14 protein-coding genes are annotated in these 16,089 nt (G+C 63.5%); 8 read left to right on the top strand and 6 right to left on the bottom strand.

Annotation, left to right across the window (positions count from 1 at the left end):
- Positions 1 to 57: 57 nt before the first annotated feature.
- From Q0D44_RS01485 to Q0D44_RS01470, 4 genes are read left to right on the top strand one after another with little or no spacing between them, the layout of a single operon-like run.
- On the top strand, positions 58 to 735 hold the full coding sequence (locus Q0D44_RS01485; protein WP_294131327.1) for an RNA pseudouridine synthase: 678 nt from the start codon (positions 58 to 60) through the stop codon (positions 733 to 735).
- Between the two features lie 30 nt (positions 736 to 765).
- Entirely contained in the window at positions 766 to 1,191 is a 426-nt protein-coding gene (arfB, locus tag Q0D44_RS01480) for an alternative ribosome rescue aminoacyl-tRNA hydrolase ArfB (RefSeq protein ID WP_294131324.1), read from the top strand.
- 1 nt (position 1,192) lies between these two features.
- Positions 1,193 to 2,926 (top strand): hypothetical protein, encoded by a 1,734-nt coding sequence (locus Q0D44_RS01475; protein ID WP_294131320.1) that lies wholly within the window; start codon positions 1,193 to 1,195, stop codon positions 2,924 to 2,926.
- Positions 2,923 to 4,089, top strand: coding sequence for a glycosyltransferase family 4 protein (locus Q0D44_RS01470; protein ID WP_294131317.1), 1,167 nt, complete (start codon positions 2,923 to 2,925; stop codon positions 4,087 to 4,089). The genes Q0D44_RS01475 and Q0D44_RS01470 overlap by 4 nt, the downstream gene beginning before the upstream one ends.
- Here the strand turns inward: Q0D44_RS01470 and Q0D44_RS01465 are convergent.
- The 3 genes from Q0D44_RS01465 to Q0D44_RS01455 are packed head-to-tail and all read right to left on the bottom strand — an operon-like array spanning position 4,071 to position 6,588.
- Complete coding sequence (locus Q0D44_RS01465) at positions 4,071 to 4,916, bottom strand: class I SAM-dependent methyltransferase (RefSeq protein WP_217675042.1); 846 nt, start codon at positions 4,914 to 4,916, stop codon at positions 4,071 to 4,073. The two genes, Q0D44_RS01470 and Q0D44_RS01465, sit on opposite strands and share 19 nt — an antisense overlap.
- On the bottom strand, positions 4,913 to 5,320 hold the full coding sequence (locus Q0D44_RS01460; RefSeq protein WP_294131313.1) for a GtrA family protein: 408 nt from the start codon (positions 5,318 to 5,320) through the stop codon (positions 4,913 to 4,915). Before Q0D44_RS01460 ends, Q0D44_RS01465 begins: the two co-directional genes overlap by 4 nt.
- Positions 5,317 to 6,588 carry a glycosyltransferase family 2 protein gene (locus tag Q0D44_RS01455; protein ID WP_294131311.1) on the bottom strand — a complete coding sequence of 424 codons (1,272 nt, stop codon included), beginning with the start codon at positions 6,586 to 6,588 and terminating at the stop codon, positions 5,317 to 5,319. The genes Q0D44_RS01460 and Q0D44_RS01455 overlap by 4 nt, the downstream gene beginning before the upstream one ends.
- A 104-nt stretch (positions 6,589 to 6,692) precedes the next feature.
- Between Q0D44_RS01455 and Q0D44_RS01450 the strand changes: the two genes are divergently transcribed.
- Together Q0D44_RS01450 and Q0D44_RS01445 are read left to right on the top strand one after the other, a co-directional pair.
- Positions 6,693 to 7,178: a GAF domain-containing protein gene (locus Q0D44_RS01450; protein WP_294131308.1), complete on the top strand. Its 486-nt coding sequence runs from the start codon at positions 6,693 to 6,695 to the stop codon at positions 7,176 to 7,178.
- Positions 7,179 to 7,343: 165 nt separating this feature from the next.
- Positions 7,344 to 8,435 carry an RcnB family protein gene (locus Q0D44_RS01445; RefSeq protein WP_294131305.1) on the top strand — a complete coding sequence of 364 codons (1,092 nt, stop codon included), beginning with the start codon at positions 7,344 to 7,346 and terminating at the stop codon, positions 8,433 to 8,435.
- Between the two features lie 54 nt (positions 8,436 to 8,489).
- Here Q0D44_RS01445 and Q0D44_RS01440 read toward each other — a convergent pair whose 3' ends face one another.
- The 3 genes from Q0D44_RS01440 to Q0D44_RS01430 all read right to left on the bottom strand — a co-directional run bounded on the left by Q0D44_RS01440 (position 8,490) and on the right by Q0D44_RS01430 (position 13,311).
- Complete coding sequence (locus tag Q0D44_RS01440) at positions 8,490 to 10,985, bottom strand: EAL domain-containing protein (RefSeq protein WP_294131303.1); 2,496 nt, start codon at positions 10,983 to 10,985, stop codon at positions 8,490 to 8,492.
- Positions 10,986 to 11,131: 146 nt separating this feature from the next.
- Positions 11,132 to 11,950 carry an arginyltransferase gene (locus Q0D44_RS01435; RefSeq protein ID WP_294131302.1) on the bottom strand — a complete coding sequence of 273 codons (819 nt, stop codon included), beginning with the start codon at positions 11,948 to 11,950 and terminating at the stop codon, positions 11,132 to 11,134.
- 113 nt (positions 11,951 to 12,063) lie between these two features.
- The gene (locus Q0D44_RS01430) at positions 12,064 to 13,311 is read right to left on the bottom strand and encodes a threonine ammonia-lyase (RefSeq protein ID WP_294131300.1); all 1,248 of its coding nucleotides are present in this window, start codon (positions 13,309 to 13,311) and stop codon (positions 12,064 to 12,066) included.
- A 97-nt stretch (positions 13,312 to 13,408) separates the two neighbouring features.
- On the opposite strand from Q0D44_RS01430, the gene Q0D44_RS01425 reads away from it, so the two are divergent.
- The gene (locus tag Q0D44_RS01425; protein ID WP_294131818.1) at positions 13,409 to 14,278 is read left to right on the top strand and encodes an NAD(P)-dependent oxidoreductase; all 870 of its coding nucleotides are present in this window, start codon (positions 13,409 to 13,411) and stop codon (positions 14,276 to 14,278) included.
- A 143-nt stretch (positions 14,279 to 14,421) separates the two neighbouring features.
- On the top strand, positions 14,422 to 16,089 hold the full coding sequence (locus Q0D44_RS01420; RefSeq protein WP_294131815.1) for an amidohydrolase: 1,668 nt from the start codon (positions 14,422 to 14,424) through the stop codon (positions 16,087 to 16,089).

Raw genomic sequence — 16,089 nt, 5'->3', positions numbered from 1 at the left:
GACGGGACGCGCGCGTCAATGCGCCCCTGCCCTGTTTCCCGATCGGACCCCTATCCCTTGGCCCTGCTTACCGACCATGTTCTCTTCATCGATGGCGAGGCCATCATTCTCGACAAGCCAGCCGGCCTGCCGGTCGATGCCCCGCGTGACGGATCGATCGCGCTCGAAAATCACCTGCAATCGCTGACCTTCGGCTTTGCCCGCTGGCCGCTGCCGGTCCACCGGCTGGACCGCGACACCAGCGGCTGCCTGCTCCTCGCCCGCAATCCCAAGGCGCACAAGCGTTTCGCCGGCGCGTTCGAGGCCGGGACGGTCGCCAAACGCTATGTCGCGGTCGTTGATGGCATCCCCGCCGAAGAAAGCGGCACGATCGAACTGTCCCTCTCCAAGATCAGCAGCGCGAGCGAAGGCTGGCGCATGATCCCGGCCAAGGCGGGCAAGGTCGCCGTCACCCATTGGCGCAAGGTTGCGGAGAAGGACGGCCGTGCATTGATCGCCTTCACGCCCCAGACCGGCCGCACCCACCAGATTCGCGTCCATGCGCTGCATGGCCTCGGCTTCGGCATCGTCGGCGATCCGGTCTATGGCGAAGGGGGCGTGCCGATGCTGTTGCACAGCCGGTTCCTGAGCATCCCGCGCGGCGACAAGCCAGCGGCGGAGGCGACCGCTCCCCTGCCCGCCACCTTTGCCGACGCCGGATTCGGGCAAGCGCTGCTGGATGAAGCCGGGCTTTGACCGGCGCGGTCGAGCGGATACAATTGCGCCATGGTCGCCATCGCCATCACCCGCTCGATCGCCATCGATAGCGACGAGATTGTCGAAACCTATACCCGCGCGTCGGGTCCGGGCGGGCAGCATGTCAACACCACCGACAGCGCGGTATTGCTGCGCTTCGACGTGGCAAACTCGCCCGGCCTGCCCGACGCGGTGAAAAATCGGCTGGCGGACTTGGCGGGATCGCGGATGACGCGCGAGGGCATACTGATCCTGCGCAGCGAAGGCGCGCGGTCGCAACTGCTCAACCGGCAGGATGTCCGCGACCGGCTGATCGCCCTGATCCGCGAAGCCACCATCGTCCCCAAAAAACGCCGCCCGACCAAACCCACCAAAGCCTCGCAAAAGCGCCGGGTAGAGGGCAAGGTGAAACGCGCGACCGTCAAGCAGGGGCGCGGCAAGGTGCGGGTGGAGTAAGATGGCCTTGGGGGGCAATGACCGGGTTGGGGATGCAGCGGTAGCGCACTGGACGCGGCGAGCAGCGCTGTGGCTGCCGGTTGGGCTTGGCCTGCTGCTCGCGATCGCCATGGTCGGTGTGCTGATCGATCCGGTGCATGACAAAAGGCAGTTCAGTGCCTTCCTGTTCGTGCGGCAGGATCTGGTCGTAACACTCGCCGTCGCGCTCTTGCTCCGTTTCGGGCTGGTGCCCGGTCAGGCTTCGCGGTCGGCCTGGACGGCGGCACTAGCGCAGCAGCCATGGCTGATCGCGCTGGGGCTGCTGCTGGTCTGCCGGGCGGGACAACACTGGCTGCTGGCAGGCCATGACCTGACCCGCGACGAACAGATGGCGCATTTCGACGCGACCATCTTTGCCGCCGGGCGACTCAACTGGCCGATTGCGCCCGACTGGCGGCCAATGGCCGATGCGCTCAACCAGTTTTTCATCCTCCCGATCGCCGACCGGCAGGCGTGGGTGTCGGCATATCTGCCGGTCAACGCGGCGGCGCGCGCCTTGCTGGCGACATTGGGCGATGAGGGGATTACCAGTCCGCTGTTCACCGCAATCGGCGCTCTGGCACTCTGGCGGATCGCGGTGCGACTGTGGCCCAACGATGCAGGTGCGCGCGGGGTTGCGTTGCTGCTCTACGCCGGATCGTCACAGGTCGTCATTCAGGGCATGACCGCACACGCCATGGCGGCGCATCTGGCGCTCAATCTCGTCTGGCTACTACTGTTCCTGCGCGGCGGGGCGTGGAACCATGCGGGCGCGGTCCTTATCGGCTTTCTCGCGACAGGGCTGCACCAGCCGCTCTTTCACCCATTGTTCGTGTTGCCGTTCCTGATCGCCTTGGTCGCGCAGCGCCGCTGGCGTCCAGCGCTGAGCTATGGCGCAGCCTATCTGACGATCGGCCTGTTCTGGCTCAGCTGGCCGCACCTTGCCGCGACATGGGCGGGCGGGCCGATGCAGGTGATATCCGCAACCGGCGACCGGCTGGGCTATGTCGACCGCATCCTCGCCATGCTGCGCGATCTTGGGCCGGTCAGCCTTTGGCTGATGGCGATGAACCTGTTGCGCTTCGTCGCCTGGCAGCATCTGCTGGCGCTTCCGCTGACTGCGGCTGGCATTGGCCTTGCCTGGCGCGCGCCACTGGTGCGGCCGCTGCTGGCGGGAATATTGCTGCATATCGGCGTGATCGGCTTGCTGCTGGCCTTTCAAGGTCATGGCTGGGGCTATCGCTACCTTCACGGTGTCATCGGCAGCCTGTGCCTGCTGGGCGCACAGGGTTGGCATAGCCTGCAAGGGCGCTGGCCGGGGCCACGGTTGTGGGTCTGGAGCAATGCCGCGACCTTCCTGTTGCTGCTGCCGCTGCACGGCTGGATGGCTGCGCGGCTGACGCTGCCCTATGCGCAGCTATCCACAGCAATCGACCGGATGCCAGAGGATATTGTGGTGGTGGATGAAGGTGCCGTCGCCTTCGGCAGCGATCTGGTGTTCAATCGGGCCGACCTGTCCAACCGCCCCATCCGGCTGTTGGCAGGCAGCCTGACGTTGGAGCAGATAGTGGCCCTGTGTCGCAAGCGGAGCATTGCCTTCGTCGGCGCGGACAAGCTGGCGCCGATTCGGCAGATGATCGACGCGCAGCCGGGCGATCAATCTCATTTCCGCGCGTTGCAGGCCCAATGCGCTATAGCGAAAGCGCCACGGCCATGAAGGAGCCGCGCCATATCTGCATAGTCTATGATTGCCTGTTCCCCTGGACGATCGGTGGAGCCGAACGCTGGTATCGGGCGCTGGCAGAGCGACTGGCAGCGGACGGCCACCGGGTCACCTATTTGACGATGACCCAGTGGGACGCCGACGCAGAGCCTGACCTGCCTGGCATAGACGTCATCGCCGTCGCCCCGCGGATGTCGCTCTACAACGACGGCAAAAGACGGATCGCGCCGCCGCTGCGTTTCGGCCTGGGCGTGCTCGCCCATCTCATCCGGCATGGACGACGCTATGACGTCATCCATCTCTGCTCCTTCCCCTATTTCGCCTTGCTCGCGGCATGGGCAGCCCAGCCTTTCGGCCGCTATCGCATTGTCTGCGACTGGTTCGAAATATGGAGCCGGGACTATTGGCGCGACTATCTGGGGCGGTTGGGCTGGGTCGGCTGGATCATTCAGCATCTTTGCGCAAAGGTCCGGCAGCGCGCGCAGGTGTTCAGTCGCCTGCATGAAACGCGCCTGCGCGATCTGGGGCTGCGCGGGATCATCACCTATCTGCCTGGCCTGGCTCAAGCCCTGCCGGAGGGTCAGCGCCAGCCCGCACGCACGCCCCCTACGGTCGTCTATGCCGGCCGGATGATCGTCGAAAAGCGTGTGTCGCTGCTGGTCGATGCGCTGGCCATCGCACGTCGCAGCGTGCCGGACCTGCGCGCGATCCTGTTCGGCAACGGCCCGGAACGTGCGACTGTCGAGGCGCAGATCGCGGCGCTGGGTATGGCCGACACCATCACCCTGCCCGGCTTCGTCACCGCCGACGTGCTGGACCAGGCGATGCGTCAGGCGCTGTGCATCGTCCAGCCGTCCGAACGCGAAGGCTATGGGCTGGTCGTCGTGGAAGCATCCACGCGCGGCGTGCCCGCGATCGTCGTCGTAGGTGCGGACAATGCGGCAGTCGAGCTGGTAGAGGACGGGATCAACGGCTGTATCGCCGATCCAGCAACGCCAGAAGCATTAGCGGCGGCGATCCTCCGTATTCATAGCAAAGGCGACGCCGCGCGCCATTCTGTGTCCGCATGGTTCGCCGCCAATGCAGAGCGGCTTTCGGTCGAAAGTTCGATAAAAGCTGTGGCGGCAAGCTATAGCGATCAATCGCGCGGTCGATGACCCACAACCAGCAAGCAGGACTGCGCGCTCGACTGATCTGGCTCCCCATCTGTCGCAATCATTTTCGCGATGCCCGATGCCAGCGACGCCGGCAAAGCCATCCGGTTTTGAAGATCGCGAATTTTGAGCGCGCGCTGGATTTCAATCGGACGGCTCCGCCCAAAGCTGAGGCTATGGAGCAGGCCGCCTGTCACCCGCGACAGATTTTCCCAGCGACGGGTTTCAGTCTGGTCGAGATATCCTGACGCATTGTCGACCGCTAGACCATGGCGGCCAGCCATATCATGCCAATCCAGCGCCGACAGATAGTGAAAATGCGCCAACCGCTTGTCGAGATCATCCAGATAGCGTTCGCGCGAAATGCCCGGAACAATGCTGCCACGAAGATTTTGGTGAAAGCCGGGCGCAGGGACGGTGAAGTAAAAGCGTCCACCGGGCTTTAGAACCCGACCTACTTCGGCGATCACACCTTCCAGGTCAGGGATATGTTCCAGAACCGAGTTGGAAATGACATAGTCGATACTCGCGTCCGGTTCAGGGATCGCTTGCGCCGCGCAGGTATGGATACGGTCATAGAAAGCATAGGAAGCCGCTGCTTCGGTTTCGAGCGGATCGATATCAACACCGATCAAATTCGGCGTCATCCCTATGCGCTTGAACAATATGTCGGTCAGGATGCCGTCACCGCAACCAAGATCCAGCCCAACGCCGGCGGAATCGAAAATGCGTGCCAGCTGTTCGATTTCGATCCCGCGCCAAAACGCGGTGGCGGGTTGTGCAGGGTAACGGGCGACAAATTCAGCAAGCAGATCATGGCTGGCAATCATGGAAGTATCCCTTCAGGCGATGTCGATGGACGGGCAATCAATGCCCAGTGGCTAACCAAATATGTCCAGAAAAATAGCAGGATGGTGGCTGCGGGGGCCGCCCAGAGCATGTCGATGCGGCCCAGGTCGTGGATCAGGAACAACGCAATCCAGGACAATGGAATATTAAGCAGCAAGGCGAAGGCGTATCTGCAAAAGGCATCCCATGACCAGGACGTCGCGAAGGTCAATCGCGCCTGCAACAGGAAGCCCACTGGAATGAGGATAGCCGCGCTGCTGAGCACCCCGATGGTATAAGATAGTCCTGCACGGTCGATACCGATCAGGATCAGATTGCTCAGCGCCATACAGAATAACGATATGATGATGTAGCGCGGACCGCGCCGGAGGAACGCGCTATTCATGCCGCCATCCGGGCGTTATGTAGCGAGACCGTTGCTGCAGGCGCGTGATCCGTCGCAACAAATCGCGCATCGTGACCAACCATGATCGCAAGCAGAAAGCCCCCGAATATGGTCTGTGCGCCAGTCGCGCCCAATATCCCCGCCAGCACGAGCGGAAGCGGGTTGGGCAATGCGACGAAACCATGATTCGACCAGTACCAGGCGGTCGCAGCAAAAATAGCAAGCGACGCTGCGATCTGGGCCAACCCCAGCGCCAGCATCCCCTCCAGATGGAGCAACGATCCCAGCCGACTGACAGCAGGGCGCAGGCGGCGATAGCCCTTGGTGACGCCATGGAGGTGGCTGGCCACGGCCATCAACAAAGCGAGATGGCCAGTGGTGAAGATGAAGCCGCTGGCGATCGACCAACTGACACCGAACGGGGTCTCACCCTGAAAAATGCCAAGCCAGAAGCCGATCGCCACCATCAGGACCAGCGCCGAAAGCCCCATGGCCAGCGCGGCCGGCACCCCGAACACCCAGGTCGGGCTGAGCATCAGCAGATAGCGCAGATGCCGCCAGCCATCGCGCCAGGGGCGCAGGTGCGGGGCGCGATCGCGCAGGTCGACCGACAGGGTGGCGGGAACCTGGGCAATGGTGAAGTCGCGCAGACTGGCCTTGATGACCATTTCACTGGCAAATTCCATGCCGCTGCCCGACAGGCCGAGCGTCATGAAGCCGTCCTTGGTGATCGCGCGAAGGCCGCAATGGGCATCGTCTATGCCGGATCGGAAGAAGAGATTGAGGATCCCGGTCAGCACCGGATTGCCGATATAGCGGTTTTTCCACGGCATCGCACCCGGCGCAATCCCGCCCTGGAAACGCGATCCCATGCACAGGTCAGCGCCGCCCATCAGCGCGCCGATCATCGCCACCCCATCGGTGAAGTCATAGCTGCCATCGGCATCGCCCATCAGCAAATAGCGCCCCCAGGCACCCTCGCAGCCACCGATCAGCGCTGCGCCATAGCCGCGCCGGTCAACGGCCACGACGCGCGCGCCCATATCGGTCGCCAACCGCTGGCTACCGTCAGTGGAGCCATTGTCCGCAATCACGATTTCGCCGAACAGGCCATGCTGCGCCTCGATCAGGTCCAGCGCTCGGCGGGCGTTGGCGATGCAATGGGGCAGGCTGATCGCCTCATCGAGGCAGGGCATGACGATCGACACATCGATGGCGCGAGCACTACCACGCAGGTCGGACAGGTTTCGCGCGGTTTCTACGAACATCGTCACCCTCGAAATGACAGGCTTTCGATCGGGATAGACTTATTTGGTTAACGCTTTCTTGCCACCCTCTGGCCCTGCCCCGCTACCGCGCCTATATCCGCCCCATGTTCGACTTTGCTCCCACCGATACCGCCGACAAGGCGACGCTTTACGCCGACCTGCTTTTCGCCGCCGATGCGCTGACGCGCGACGAGCCGGATCAGGTCGCCAACATGGCCAATGTCGCCGCGCTGATCTGGCAATATTTGCCCGACCTCAACTGGGCGGGCTTTTATCGCATGGTCGGGGGCGAATTGGTGCTGGGGCCGTTTCAGGGCAAACCCGCCTGCATCCGCATTCCGCTGGGGCGCGGGGTATGCGGCACGGCAGCAGCGACGGGCGAGACGCAACTGGTGGCTGATGTCCATGCCTTTCCGGGGCACATCGCCTGCGATGCAGCCAGCGCGTCGGAAATCGTCGTGCCGGTCATGGTCGATGGCCAAGTGATCGGCGTGCTGGATCTCGACAGTCCGATTGCCGCCCGCTTCGACTCGGATGATGCGCAGGGGCTGGGGGCTCTGGTCGCGCGGATTGCGACGCGGATCGGCTGATGCGTTAACCCTCTTTCCCGCTACAGTCGCGCATTTCCGCCCCGTTTCGGGACAGGATTTAACCCTCCGACTCATGGATAGGCGCGGATCGCCATGCTAAACAGAGCGTTAGCATTTTGACCCGCCTGGCGCTTTCCCGCCGCGGGAAAACAGGGAGCGTTAACCATGCGGACATCCGGCCTTCTCCTTCTGGGCGCGAGCATTGCGCTGGCGGGCGCAGTTAGCCCGGCACTGGCGGGCAGCGGCCCGGCCATGGGCCACGGCACGACTGGTGGCTGGTCGGGCGGCGGATGGAAAGGCGGCGGTCGGCCGATGACCCATGCACCCCGACCGGGGATGAACTGGAATGGCGGGCATCGCTGGGGTCCGCGCCAGAATGGTCGCTGGTATGCTGGCTGGCGCGCGCCGGGTGGCTGGAACGGCTATCAGCGCCCGGTCTATGGCTATGTCCTGCCGCGCTACTGGATCAGCCCTTCTTATTATATCGGCAATTACGGCGCCTATGGCCTGCCCGCCCCTGCCGCTGGCTATGGCTGGTCGCGCTATTATGACGATGCGGTGATGACCGACCGTTATGGCCGGGTCTATGACAGCCGCAGCAACGTCGCGTGGGACCGGTATGAGGGCGGCTATGGCGACGATGGCTATTATTATGATCGTGATGCGTATCGGCGGCCCGACAACGGCCTTGGCGGCGCGGCCATCGGCGCAGTGGTCGGCGGCGTTGCGGGCAACCGCATCGCCGGGCGCGGCAATCGCACCGCAGGCACGCTGATCGGTGCGGGCGTTGGCGCGATCGCTGGCGCGGTGATCGACAAGGCGGAGGATGCCCCCCGCCGCGGTGCTGCGCCGCCGCCGCGTCGTCCAGGTGCGGGCTATGATTATGGCTATGGCTATGCCGACGACAGCGTGACCACCCAGAATGATTATGAAGGCCGCTGGACCGGCACCTGGACGACCGCCGATGGCAGGCGCACCAGTGGCACCTATGAAGGCCGGTTCGAGGGCGAAGTGCGCGGCGCGGGCGTGGATTATGATGCGCCAGCCTATGCAGGCCAGCCCCACTGGGCGCAGGGACCAGCGCATGTCACCACCCATGGTGGTGGCGGCTATATATCGGGCGGCTATTATTACCCGGCACCGATCGTGACCACCGTTACGATCGAGCCTGCGGTCACCACGACAACGACGACGACCTACGTCACCCAGCGCGTCGGCTATCGCAAACCAACGCGCCGGGCATGCCGCTGCAAATAAGCGCTTGAGGGCGACAAATCAGGGCCGCGCCTTGCAAGGGGCGCGGCCTTTTCATTATGCCCTGGGTGGCGTGATAACGGCAAAGGGCTGCGGGCGGCCCAGGTGAAAGCCCTGGCCGATGATGCAGCCATGGGCGAGCAGCCGATCGGCCTGGGCCGCGCTTTCCACCCCTTCGGCGACGACATCCATGCCGAAACTGCCGCCCAGCTTGACGATGGCATCGACGATCGCGGCGTCACCTGCATCCTGTTCGATGTTGGACACGAAGCTGCGATCGATTTTGAGGATATCGACCGGATATTGTTTCAGGTGACTGAGCGAGGCAAAGCCGGTGCCGAAATCGTCCAGCGCGACGCGCACTCCCGCATCTGAAAAATGCCGCAATACGCGCCCGACCTGCCCCGCACCCCGGCCCAGAAAAACAGTCTCGGTCACCTCTATTTCCAGATGCTCCGGCGGCACCGCGAACAAAGCGAGTTGCTCCAGCACGCGTTCGGCGAAATCGTCGCGGGCGAAATCCGCGGCGGAGGCATTGATCGCGACCCGACCGGGATCATGCCCGGCCTGCAACCAGTTGCGCACATCGCGCAACACCGCGTCGAGCATCTGCCCGGTCAGCGCGACGGCGATTTCAGCATTTTCAAAACCCGCCGCTATGCTGCCCGGCAATTGCAGGCCCAGACGCGGATGGTGCCAGCGCAACAGCGCTTCATAGCCCAGCACCCGGCCACTGCGCATATCGACCTTGGGCTGATAATAGGGGGTGACCAGCCGATCGGCGATGATCTTCCTTGCCATGCCGATCATCGAACTGCGCTGCTGCGCCTGCGCCCGCAGGTCGGAATGGAACAGGGTCAGACGGCCACGCCCGGACGCTTTCGACGCGTAAAGCGCCAGGTCGGCCGCCTTGAGCAGGTCCGCCGCCCGGTCGCCATGATCGCCGAACAATGCGCCGCCAATGCTCACCCCGCAATCGATCGATCGGCCATTGTGGACATGGGGTATGCGCAGGCTCTCGATCAGTTTGGCGCACCACGCCTCCAGCGCCGCGCCGTCGGTCAATGATGGCGCGATCAGGCCGAATTCGTCGCCCCCCAGCCGCCCCAGCACCGCATCGGGCGGCGCGAGGGCGGCAAGGCACCGGGCAAAGGCGCAAAGCAGGGCGTCCCCCGCATCATGGCCGAGCGAATCATTGGTGCGCTTGAGATCGTCAATATCGAGCAGCAACAAGCCAAAGCGGTTGCCGGTGCGCGCCTGCCGTTCCGCCATCTCGTCCAGCGTCGCCTGCCACAAGGCGCGGTTGGGCAGGCGAGTCATGGGGTCATGCGTGGCGGCCCAGCGGATGCGATCCTCCACATCACGCTGTTCAGTGACATCCAGAAAAGTGACGATGACGCGCAGCGCCCGTCCCGATTCCGATCGCGTGGTCCAACCACTGCTCCTGATCCAGCGCAGGGCGCCATCATTGGCGCGGTGGACCCGCAGCGTCGCCTCGAAATGCGGCGGCACGGCCCCGGCCGCCACCGCGTCCAGCATGACACGCAGGGTTTCGCGATCGTCGGGATGGACCAGCGACAATGCCAGTTCGCTGGTCGCCGGCTGATCCTCGCTCAGGCCCAGCATCTGGCGAAATTCAGCCGACCAGCGGCGTTCCCCGGTCGTGGCGTCGAAATCCCAAATGCCCAGTCGCGCCGCCTGCACAGCCAAGCGGGAACGTTCCTCGCTGTCGGACAACGCCTGCTGGGCCAGTTTTTGTGCGTGGACATCCTCCAGCGTCCCATACCAGCGGACGATCTGCCCCTGCGCATCGCGGCGCGCCGCTGCGCGGGCGCGCATCCAGCGATAGCCGCCGTCGCGCAGCCGGATGCGATAATCGACATCTATCGGCGCGCCGGACTCCAGATGCGCGCTCCACACAGCGACAGTGCGGGTCAGGTCATCGGGGTGCAGTGCTGCAAGCCAGCCCGTCCCCAGCGCCTGCTGCGCTGTCATGCCGGTCAGGTTCAGCCACAGCGGCCCGACTTCCTCGATCGCGCCGTCAGGTCCGGCAGTCCATGGCACCATCGGGCTGAGGTCGACCGACCAGCGATAATGTTCGCGGCTTTCGGCCAGCGCCCTTTGCAGCGCGCGTGCGTCACGATCATGGCGATCGTGAATATCCTCGACCGTGCCATAATAGCGGACAAGGGCATCCGTACCGGTCATCCGCCGCAAACGAATCAGGCACCAGCGCCGCTCTCCGTCAGCACCCGGCAGGCGCAAGGTCAGGGGCTGTGGCTGTTCCTCTGCAATCGCCGCCATCAGCAGGGTGCGACGGTCTGCGCGCTCCAACAAGGCGCGCCATGTCCGACCAGTTAGACCGCTATCCTGGTCGGTCGACAATATCCGGCCCCGCGCATCAGCAATCCAGCGCGACACGGAAGGCGACAGATGGTCAAAGACCGGCGAAAAGAGTATTTCATTTCGATATGGTAATGAATGATCAATGCGTTGACCGTTTTCCAGCACCCGCCGGAAGTCGTCAAACCGGCGTTCAGCAAAGCGATCCATCGCCAGCCCCCGCCCATGTCGCCGTCATTGCGTTCATCATGGCAGGACTAGCGCAGAAAGTTAAATAACCTCCTCACCATCCTGTCATTTTGGTCGGATTTACTTGGCGCGCATGAAAATCGCCAGAAATCAATGTAATCAGGCTGCTATTTGCGAAACATGCTCGCCAGTTCGACTGGCAGCGGGGGTTCATCCCGTTGGGCCACGTCACGAATAGCCTGATCCTGTTCATCAGGATCGAAGCGAACCCAGCCAGCCCGGCTCAATTTTTCAAGTGGGCGATAGCGGACCTTATATTGCATCCGCTGCGACCCATCGACCCAATAGCCCAGATACACATAGGGCAGCCCCGCCGCCGAAGCGCGCAGGATATGGTCCATGATAATGAAATTGCCCAGCCCCGGACGATTGTCCAACTCAGTGTCGAAGAAGCTGTAGATCATCGACAGGCCGTCGCCCTGCCGGTCGGTCAGACAGGCACCGACCAGCTTACCGACGCGCCCGTCAATGCCAGGTTCGCGATATTCAACGATATGGCTGTCGACCGGGGTCTGTTCGACCATGTCGGCAAAATCCATCTCGTCCATCTCGGTCATGCCGCCGCCGGGGTGACGCGCGGACAGATAGCGCTGGAGCAGCGCATATTGCTCCTCGGTCGACCAGGGCTTGCACGCGGTGACGGTCAGGTCGCTATTGCGGCGGATCAGCTTGCGCTGGGTCGCGTTGGGGCGAAATTCATCCGTAACGACCCGCACCGACACACAGGCCGAACAGTCGGCGCAACTGGGGCGATAGGCGACATTCTGGCTGCGACGAAAGCCTATCCGGCCCAGCGCATCGTTCAGTTCAGCGGCATTGTCCCCATTCAGCTCGGTAAACACCTTCCGCTCGCTCCGCCCCGGCAGATAGGGGCAGGGCGAAGGATTGGTCACGAAGAAACGGGGAAACCGAAAAGGTGCAGTCACGCTCCAATATCCCCTTCGTGGCGGCGGCGCGGGTGGATCATGTCCCGACTATGCCGTTGCCGCGTCCCTATGAAAAGAGCGTTTACCACGAAAAGTAAACTGCTGTTCGTGTATCAGGCGACCTCAATCGGCGCGACCTCATAGCCCGCCTCGCCCAGTGCCGCGATCAGCCGCTGGAGATGGGCGCGATCACGGGTTTCGCACTCGACGTCCAGGCTCAGCCCCTTGGCTGGCAGGTTGGTGAAAATGCGCTGGTGCGCCAGTTCAAGGATATTGACCGCTTCCTGATCGAAAATCTTGGCAACATGAAACAGCGCGCCGGGTCGGTCCTGCAGGATGATCCGCAGCCGCGCCAGACGGCCCGACCGGGCAAGGTCGCGCAGCAGCACATTGGCCAGCAGCCGCGTATCGATATTGCCACCGGTCAGGATCAGCCCGACATTGCGCCCGACAAATTGTTCGCGATAGGTCAGCAGCGCTGCAAGGCCCGCGGCCCCTGCCCCTTCCACCACGGTCTTTTCGATCTGGAGCAGCAGGCTCAGCGCCTCTTCCAGCCGCCGTTCGGTAACCAGCAGCACGTCGTCCGCCAGCCGCTCGACGAAGCGGCGGGTCAGTTCGCCCGGTTGCTTGACCGCGATGCCCTCCGCCAGCGTATCGCCGTCGCAGGCAAGGGTTTCGCCTTTGATGAAATCATACATGGACGGATATAGTTCGGCCTGCACACCGATCAGACGGATGTCGGGCTTCATCGCCCGCGCCGCTGTCGCCATGCCGGAAAACAGGCCACCGCCGCCGATCGGGATGACCAGCGTGTCGATTTCCGGCGCATCCTCCAGCATTTCGAGCGCAACCGTCCCCTGCCCCGCCATGATGTCCGGCTCGTCAAAGGGATGGATGAAGGTCAAGCCCTGCTCCACCTCCAGCAACCGGGCATGGGCATAGGCGTCGTCGAATTTCTCGCCATATTGCACCACGGTCGCGCCATGGCCCTGCGTCTGGGTGATCTTCACCGTGGGCGTCGTCGTGGGCATGACGATGGTGACGGGCACGCCCAGCCGCTTGCCATGATAGGCCAGCCCCTGCGCATGGTTACCCGCCGACGCGGCGATGACGCCCTTCGCCTTGGCCGCATCATCCAGTTGCAGCAGGCGGTTGAGCGCACCGCGCTCCTTATAGGCGGCGGTGAACTGGAGATTTTCGAATTTCAGATAGACGTTGCAGCCCAGCATGTTGGAGAGCGTCTGACTAATCAGCGTCGGCGTCTTGACGATGGAACCGGCAATCCGGGTCCGCGCGGCAAGAATGTCATCGACGGTTATCGGCAGCGGCAAGGCGCTCTCTATCTTGGCTAAGCTGTTCATGGAGCCGCCCCCTAGCGGAAAATTGCGCGTGAAGAAACTGGCACTGTCGGAAAACTGGCCCTATGGCTGGGTCTGGCGCAGTAAATATACGGGGCATATGGCTAATATCGCGTTTATCGGCCTGGGCGTCATGGGCGGCCCGATCGCAGGCCATCTGGCAAAGGCGGGGCATAGCCTCACCGTTTACAATCGCTCCATCGGCAAGGCGAAAAGCTGGGCGGAGGCCTATGGCGGCATGGTCGCGATCAGTCCGGCCAAGGCAGCGGAGGAAGCGGACATCGTCATCAGCTGCGTCGGCACCGACGATGATCTTAGCCAGGTGACGCTGGGCCGCGAAGGCGCATTCCGCACGATGAAGCCGGGCGGACTGTTCATCGACCACACCACAGTGTCGGCGCGGATCGCGCGGCAATTGTTCGTGGAGGGCGAAAGCCGCGGCATCCATAGCGTCGATGCGCCGGTATCGGGCGGTCAGGCGGGGGCTGAAAATGGCAAGCTGTCGATCATGTGCGGGGGCAGCGAACCGGCAGTCACTGCCGCAAAGATCGTCATGAACGCCTATGCCGCGCGAATCGTCCATGTCGGTGGCGCAGGCGCGGGCCAGACGACCAAGATGGTGAATCAGATCTGCATCGGCGGCGTGTTGCAGGGACTGGCCGAAGCTTTGCGCTTTGCACAAGCTGCGGAACTGGACCTGGACGCGGTGTTCGAGGCGATTTCGGGCGGCGCGGCGCAAAGCTGGCAGATGGACAATCGCTGGAAAACGATGGCGCAGGACAGTTTCGATTTCGGCTTTGCGGTCGACTGGATGCGCAAGGATCTGGGGCTGGCACTGGAAGAAGCGCGGGCCAATGGCGCAACCCTGCCGGTGACCGCGATGGTCGATCAATTCTACGCCGATGTGCAGGCGCTGGGCGGCAACCGGCAGGATACCAGCGCATTGGTGCGAAGGATTACGCGGGCGTGAGCAGTATCTTGCTGTGTCGTCATCCTGACGAAAGTCAGGATCCAGAGTCTCCCGCGCTGTGCGTGGCGTCCTGGATCCCGGATCAAGTCCGGGATGACAGAAGGAAGCGCGGATTGGCGAGGTGGGTGATTGCCCTCGCCGCCATGACCTTCACCCTCCCCGCCTTCGCGTCCGGCGTGATCGACAATGTGAACGGCATGGCGGTCGATCCCAATGGCAAGATCGTGCATTTCCGCGCATTGCTGATCGACGATGATGGCAAGGTCGAAAAATTGCTGCCTGACCGCTATCAGGAGCCGGAATATAAACCCAAAAAGCCCAAGCGTGGCCAGCCCTGGCCCGAACGGCCCAAGGGGCTGTCGTTCAGGATGGATGCAGGCGGCAAGACGCTGATCCCCGGCCTGATCGACGCCCATGGCCATGTCATGGGCTTGGGCCTGTCCCTCATCACGCTCGACCTGTCCAATACGACATCGCTGGCAGAAGCGCAGGCGAAAATCCGGGCCTATGCGCAGGATGGCGCGGGACGCAAATGGATCATCGGCACGGGCTGGAATCAGGAACAATGGGGGCTGGGTCGATTCCCGACGGCGGCTGATCTGGACGCGGCAGTCAGCGATATTCCGGTGTGGCTGGAGCGGATCGATGGCCATGCTGGCTGGGCCAACAGCGCCGCGATCCGTGCGGCTGGCGTGACGGCCGCGACCAAAGCGCCTGCCGGGGGTCGAATCGAAATGGCAGCGGGCAAGCCGGCTGGCGTATTCGTGGACAAGGCGATGGACCTGATCGCCAAGGTCGTTCCCGAGCCTGCGCCCAAGGACCGCGACATCGCCTTTGAAAAGGCGCAGCGCGCGCTGCTGGCGACCGGCATCACCGGTATTGCCGACATGGGGACCAGCATAGAGGATTGGCAGGCATTCCGCCGCTCGGCCGATCGCGGGGCGCTGCGCGTACGGATCATGGCCTATGCCGCCGGGCTGGAGAATATGACGCTGATCGCCGGGCCGGAACCGACGCCATGGCTGTATGACGACCGGCTGCGGCTGGGCGGGATCAAGCTGGTGCTGGACGGCGCGCTGGGGTCGAGCGGGGCGTGGCTCAAGGCCGACTATGCCGATGCGCCGGGCCAGCGCGGCCTGCCGATGATCCCCGACACCCAATTGCGCAACATCATGAGCCGGGCGGCGATGGACAATTTCCAGATCGCCACCCATGCCATCGGCGACGCGGCGAATAGCGAGATACTCGACGCGATTCAGGAATTGGCGGAAACCTATAAGGGCGACCGACGCTGGCGGATCGAACATGCGCAGATCGTCAGCCCGGCCGACCTGCCCCGCTTTGCCCAGTTCGGCATCGTCGCATCGATGCAGCCGGTGCATGAAGCGTCGGACTGGCGCATGGCGACCGCGCGCCTGGGCGAGGCGCGGCTGGCGGGTGCCTATGCATGGAAGGCGATGCTCGACAATCGCGTGCCGCTGGCCTTTGGGTCCGACGTGCCGGTGGAAAGCCCCAACCCCTTTGCAGGCATCGCCGTCGCCATGAGCCGCGAGGACGCCAAGGGCGAGCCGGTCGGCGGCTGGTTGCCGCAGCAAAGGGTAAGTTTCGAGGCGGCGCTGGATGGCTTCACCCGGCAGGCGGCCTATGCCGGGTTTGCGGAGAAACGCTTTGGCAGTCTGGTGCCGGGGCAGCGGGCGGATTTCCTGCTGATCGACCGGGATATTTCGACGGCGCAGGCGGCGGACATTCGCGCCACACAGGTGCTGGAAACATGGATTGGCGGCAAGCGGGTCTATGTGAAGGGGCAGTAG

Source organism: Sphingobium sp. (genome assembly GCA_023266575.1).
GTDB lineage: Bacteria > Pseudomonadota > Alphaproteobacteria > Sphingomonadales > Sphingomonadaceae > Sphingobium.
The sequence above is the reverse complement of the archived record's forward strand: the minus strand, read 5'-3'. Positions and strand labels throughout refer to the sequence as shown.

What these genes read in the sequence shown, in the direction of transcription:
- Q0D44_RS01450 (WP_294131308.1), top strand. Translation starts at nt 6,693, where the DNA reads ATGTTCGACTTTGCTCCCACCGATACCGCCGACAAGGCGACGCTTTAC.
- Q0D44_RS01420 (WP_294131815.1), top strand. Translation starts at nt 14,422, where the DNA reads ATGACCTTCACCCTCCCCGCCTTCGCGTCCGGCGTGATCGACAATGTG.
- Q0D44_RS01460 (WP_294131313.1), bottom strand. Translation starts at nt 5,320, where the DNA reads ATGAATAGCGCGTTCCTCCGGCGCGGTCCGCGCTACATCATCATATCG.
- Q0D44_RS01445 (WP_294131305.1), top strand. Translation starts at nt 7,344, where the DNA reads ATGCGGACATCCGGCCTTCTCCTTCTGGGCGCGAGCATTGCGCTGGCG.
- Q0D44_RS01440 (WP_294131303.1), bottom strand. Translation starts at nt 10,985, where the DNA reads ATGGATCGCTTTGCTGAACGCCGGTTTGACGACTTCCGGCGGGTGCTG.
- Q0D44_RS01430 (WP_294131300.1), bottom strand. Translation starts at nt 13,311, where the DNA reads ATGAACAGCTTAGCCAAGATAGAGAGCGCCTTGCCGCTGCCGATAACC.
- Q0D44_RS01465 (WP_217675042.1), bottom strand. Translation starts at nt 4,916, where the DNA reads ATGATTGCCAGCCATGATCTGCTTGCTGAATTTGTCGCCCGTTACCCT.
- Q0D44_RS01475 (WP_294131320.1), top strand. Translation starts at nt 1,193, where the DNA reads ATGGCCTTGGGGGGCAATGACCGGGTTGGGGATGCAGCGGTAGCGCAC.
- Q0D44_RS01470 (WP_294131317.1), top strand. Translation starts at nt 2,923, where the DNA reads ATGAAGGAGCCGCGCCATATCTGCATAGTCTATGATTGCCTGTTCCCC.
- arfB (WP_294131324.1), top strand. Translation starts at nt 766, where the DNA reads ATGGTCGCCATCGCCATCACCCGCTCGATCGCCATCGATAGCGACGAG.
- Q0D44_RS01425 (WP_294131818.1), top strand. Translation starts at nt 13,409, where the DNA reads ATGGCTAATATCGCGTTTATCGGCCTGGGCGTCATGGGCGGCCCGATC.
- Q0D44_RS01455 (WP_294131311.1), bottom strand. Translation starts at nt 6,588, where the DNA reads ATGTTCGTAGAAACCGCGCGAAACCTGTCCGACCTGCGTGGTAGTGCT.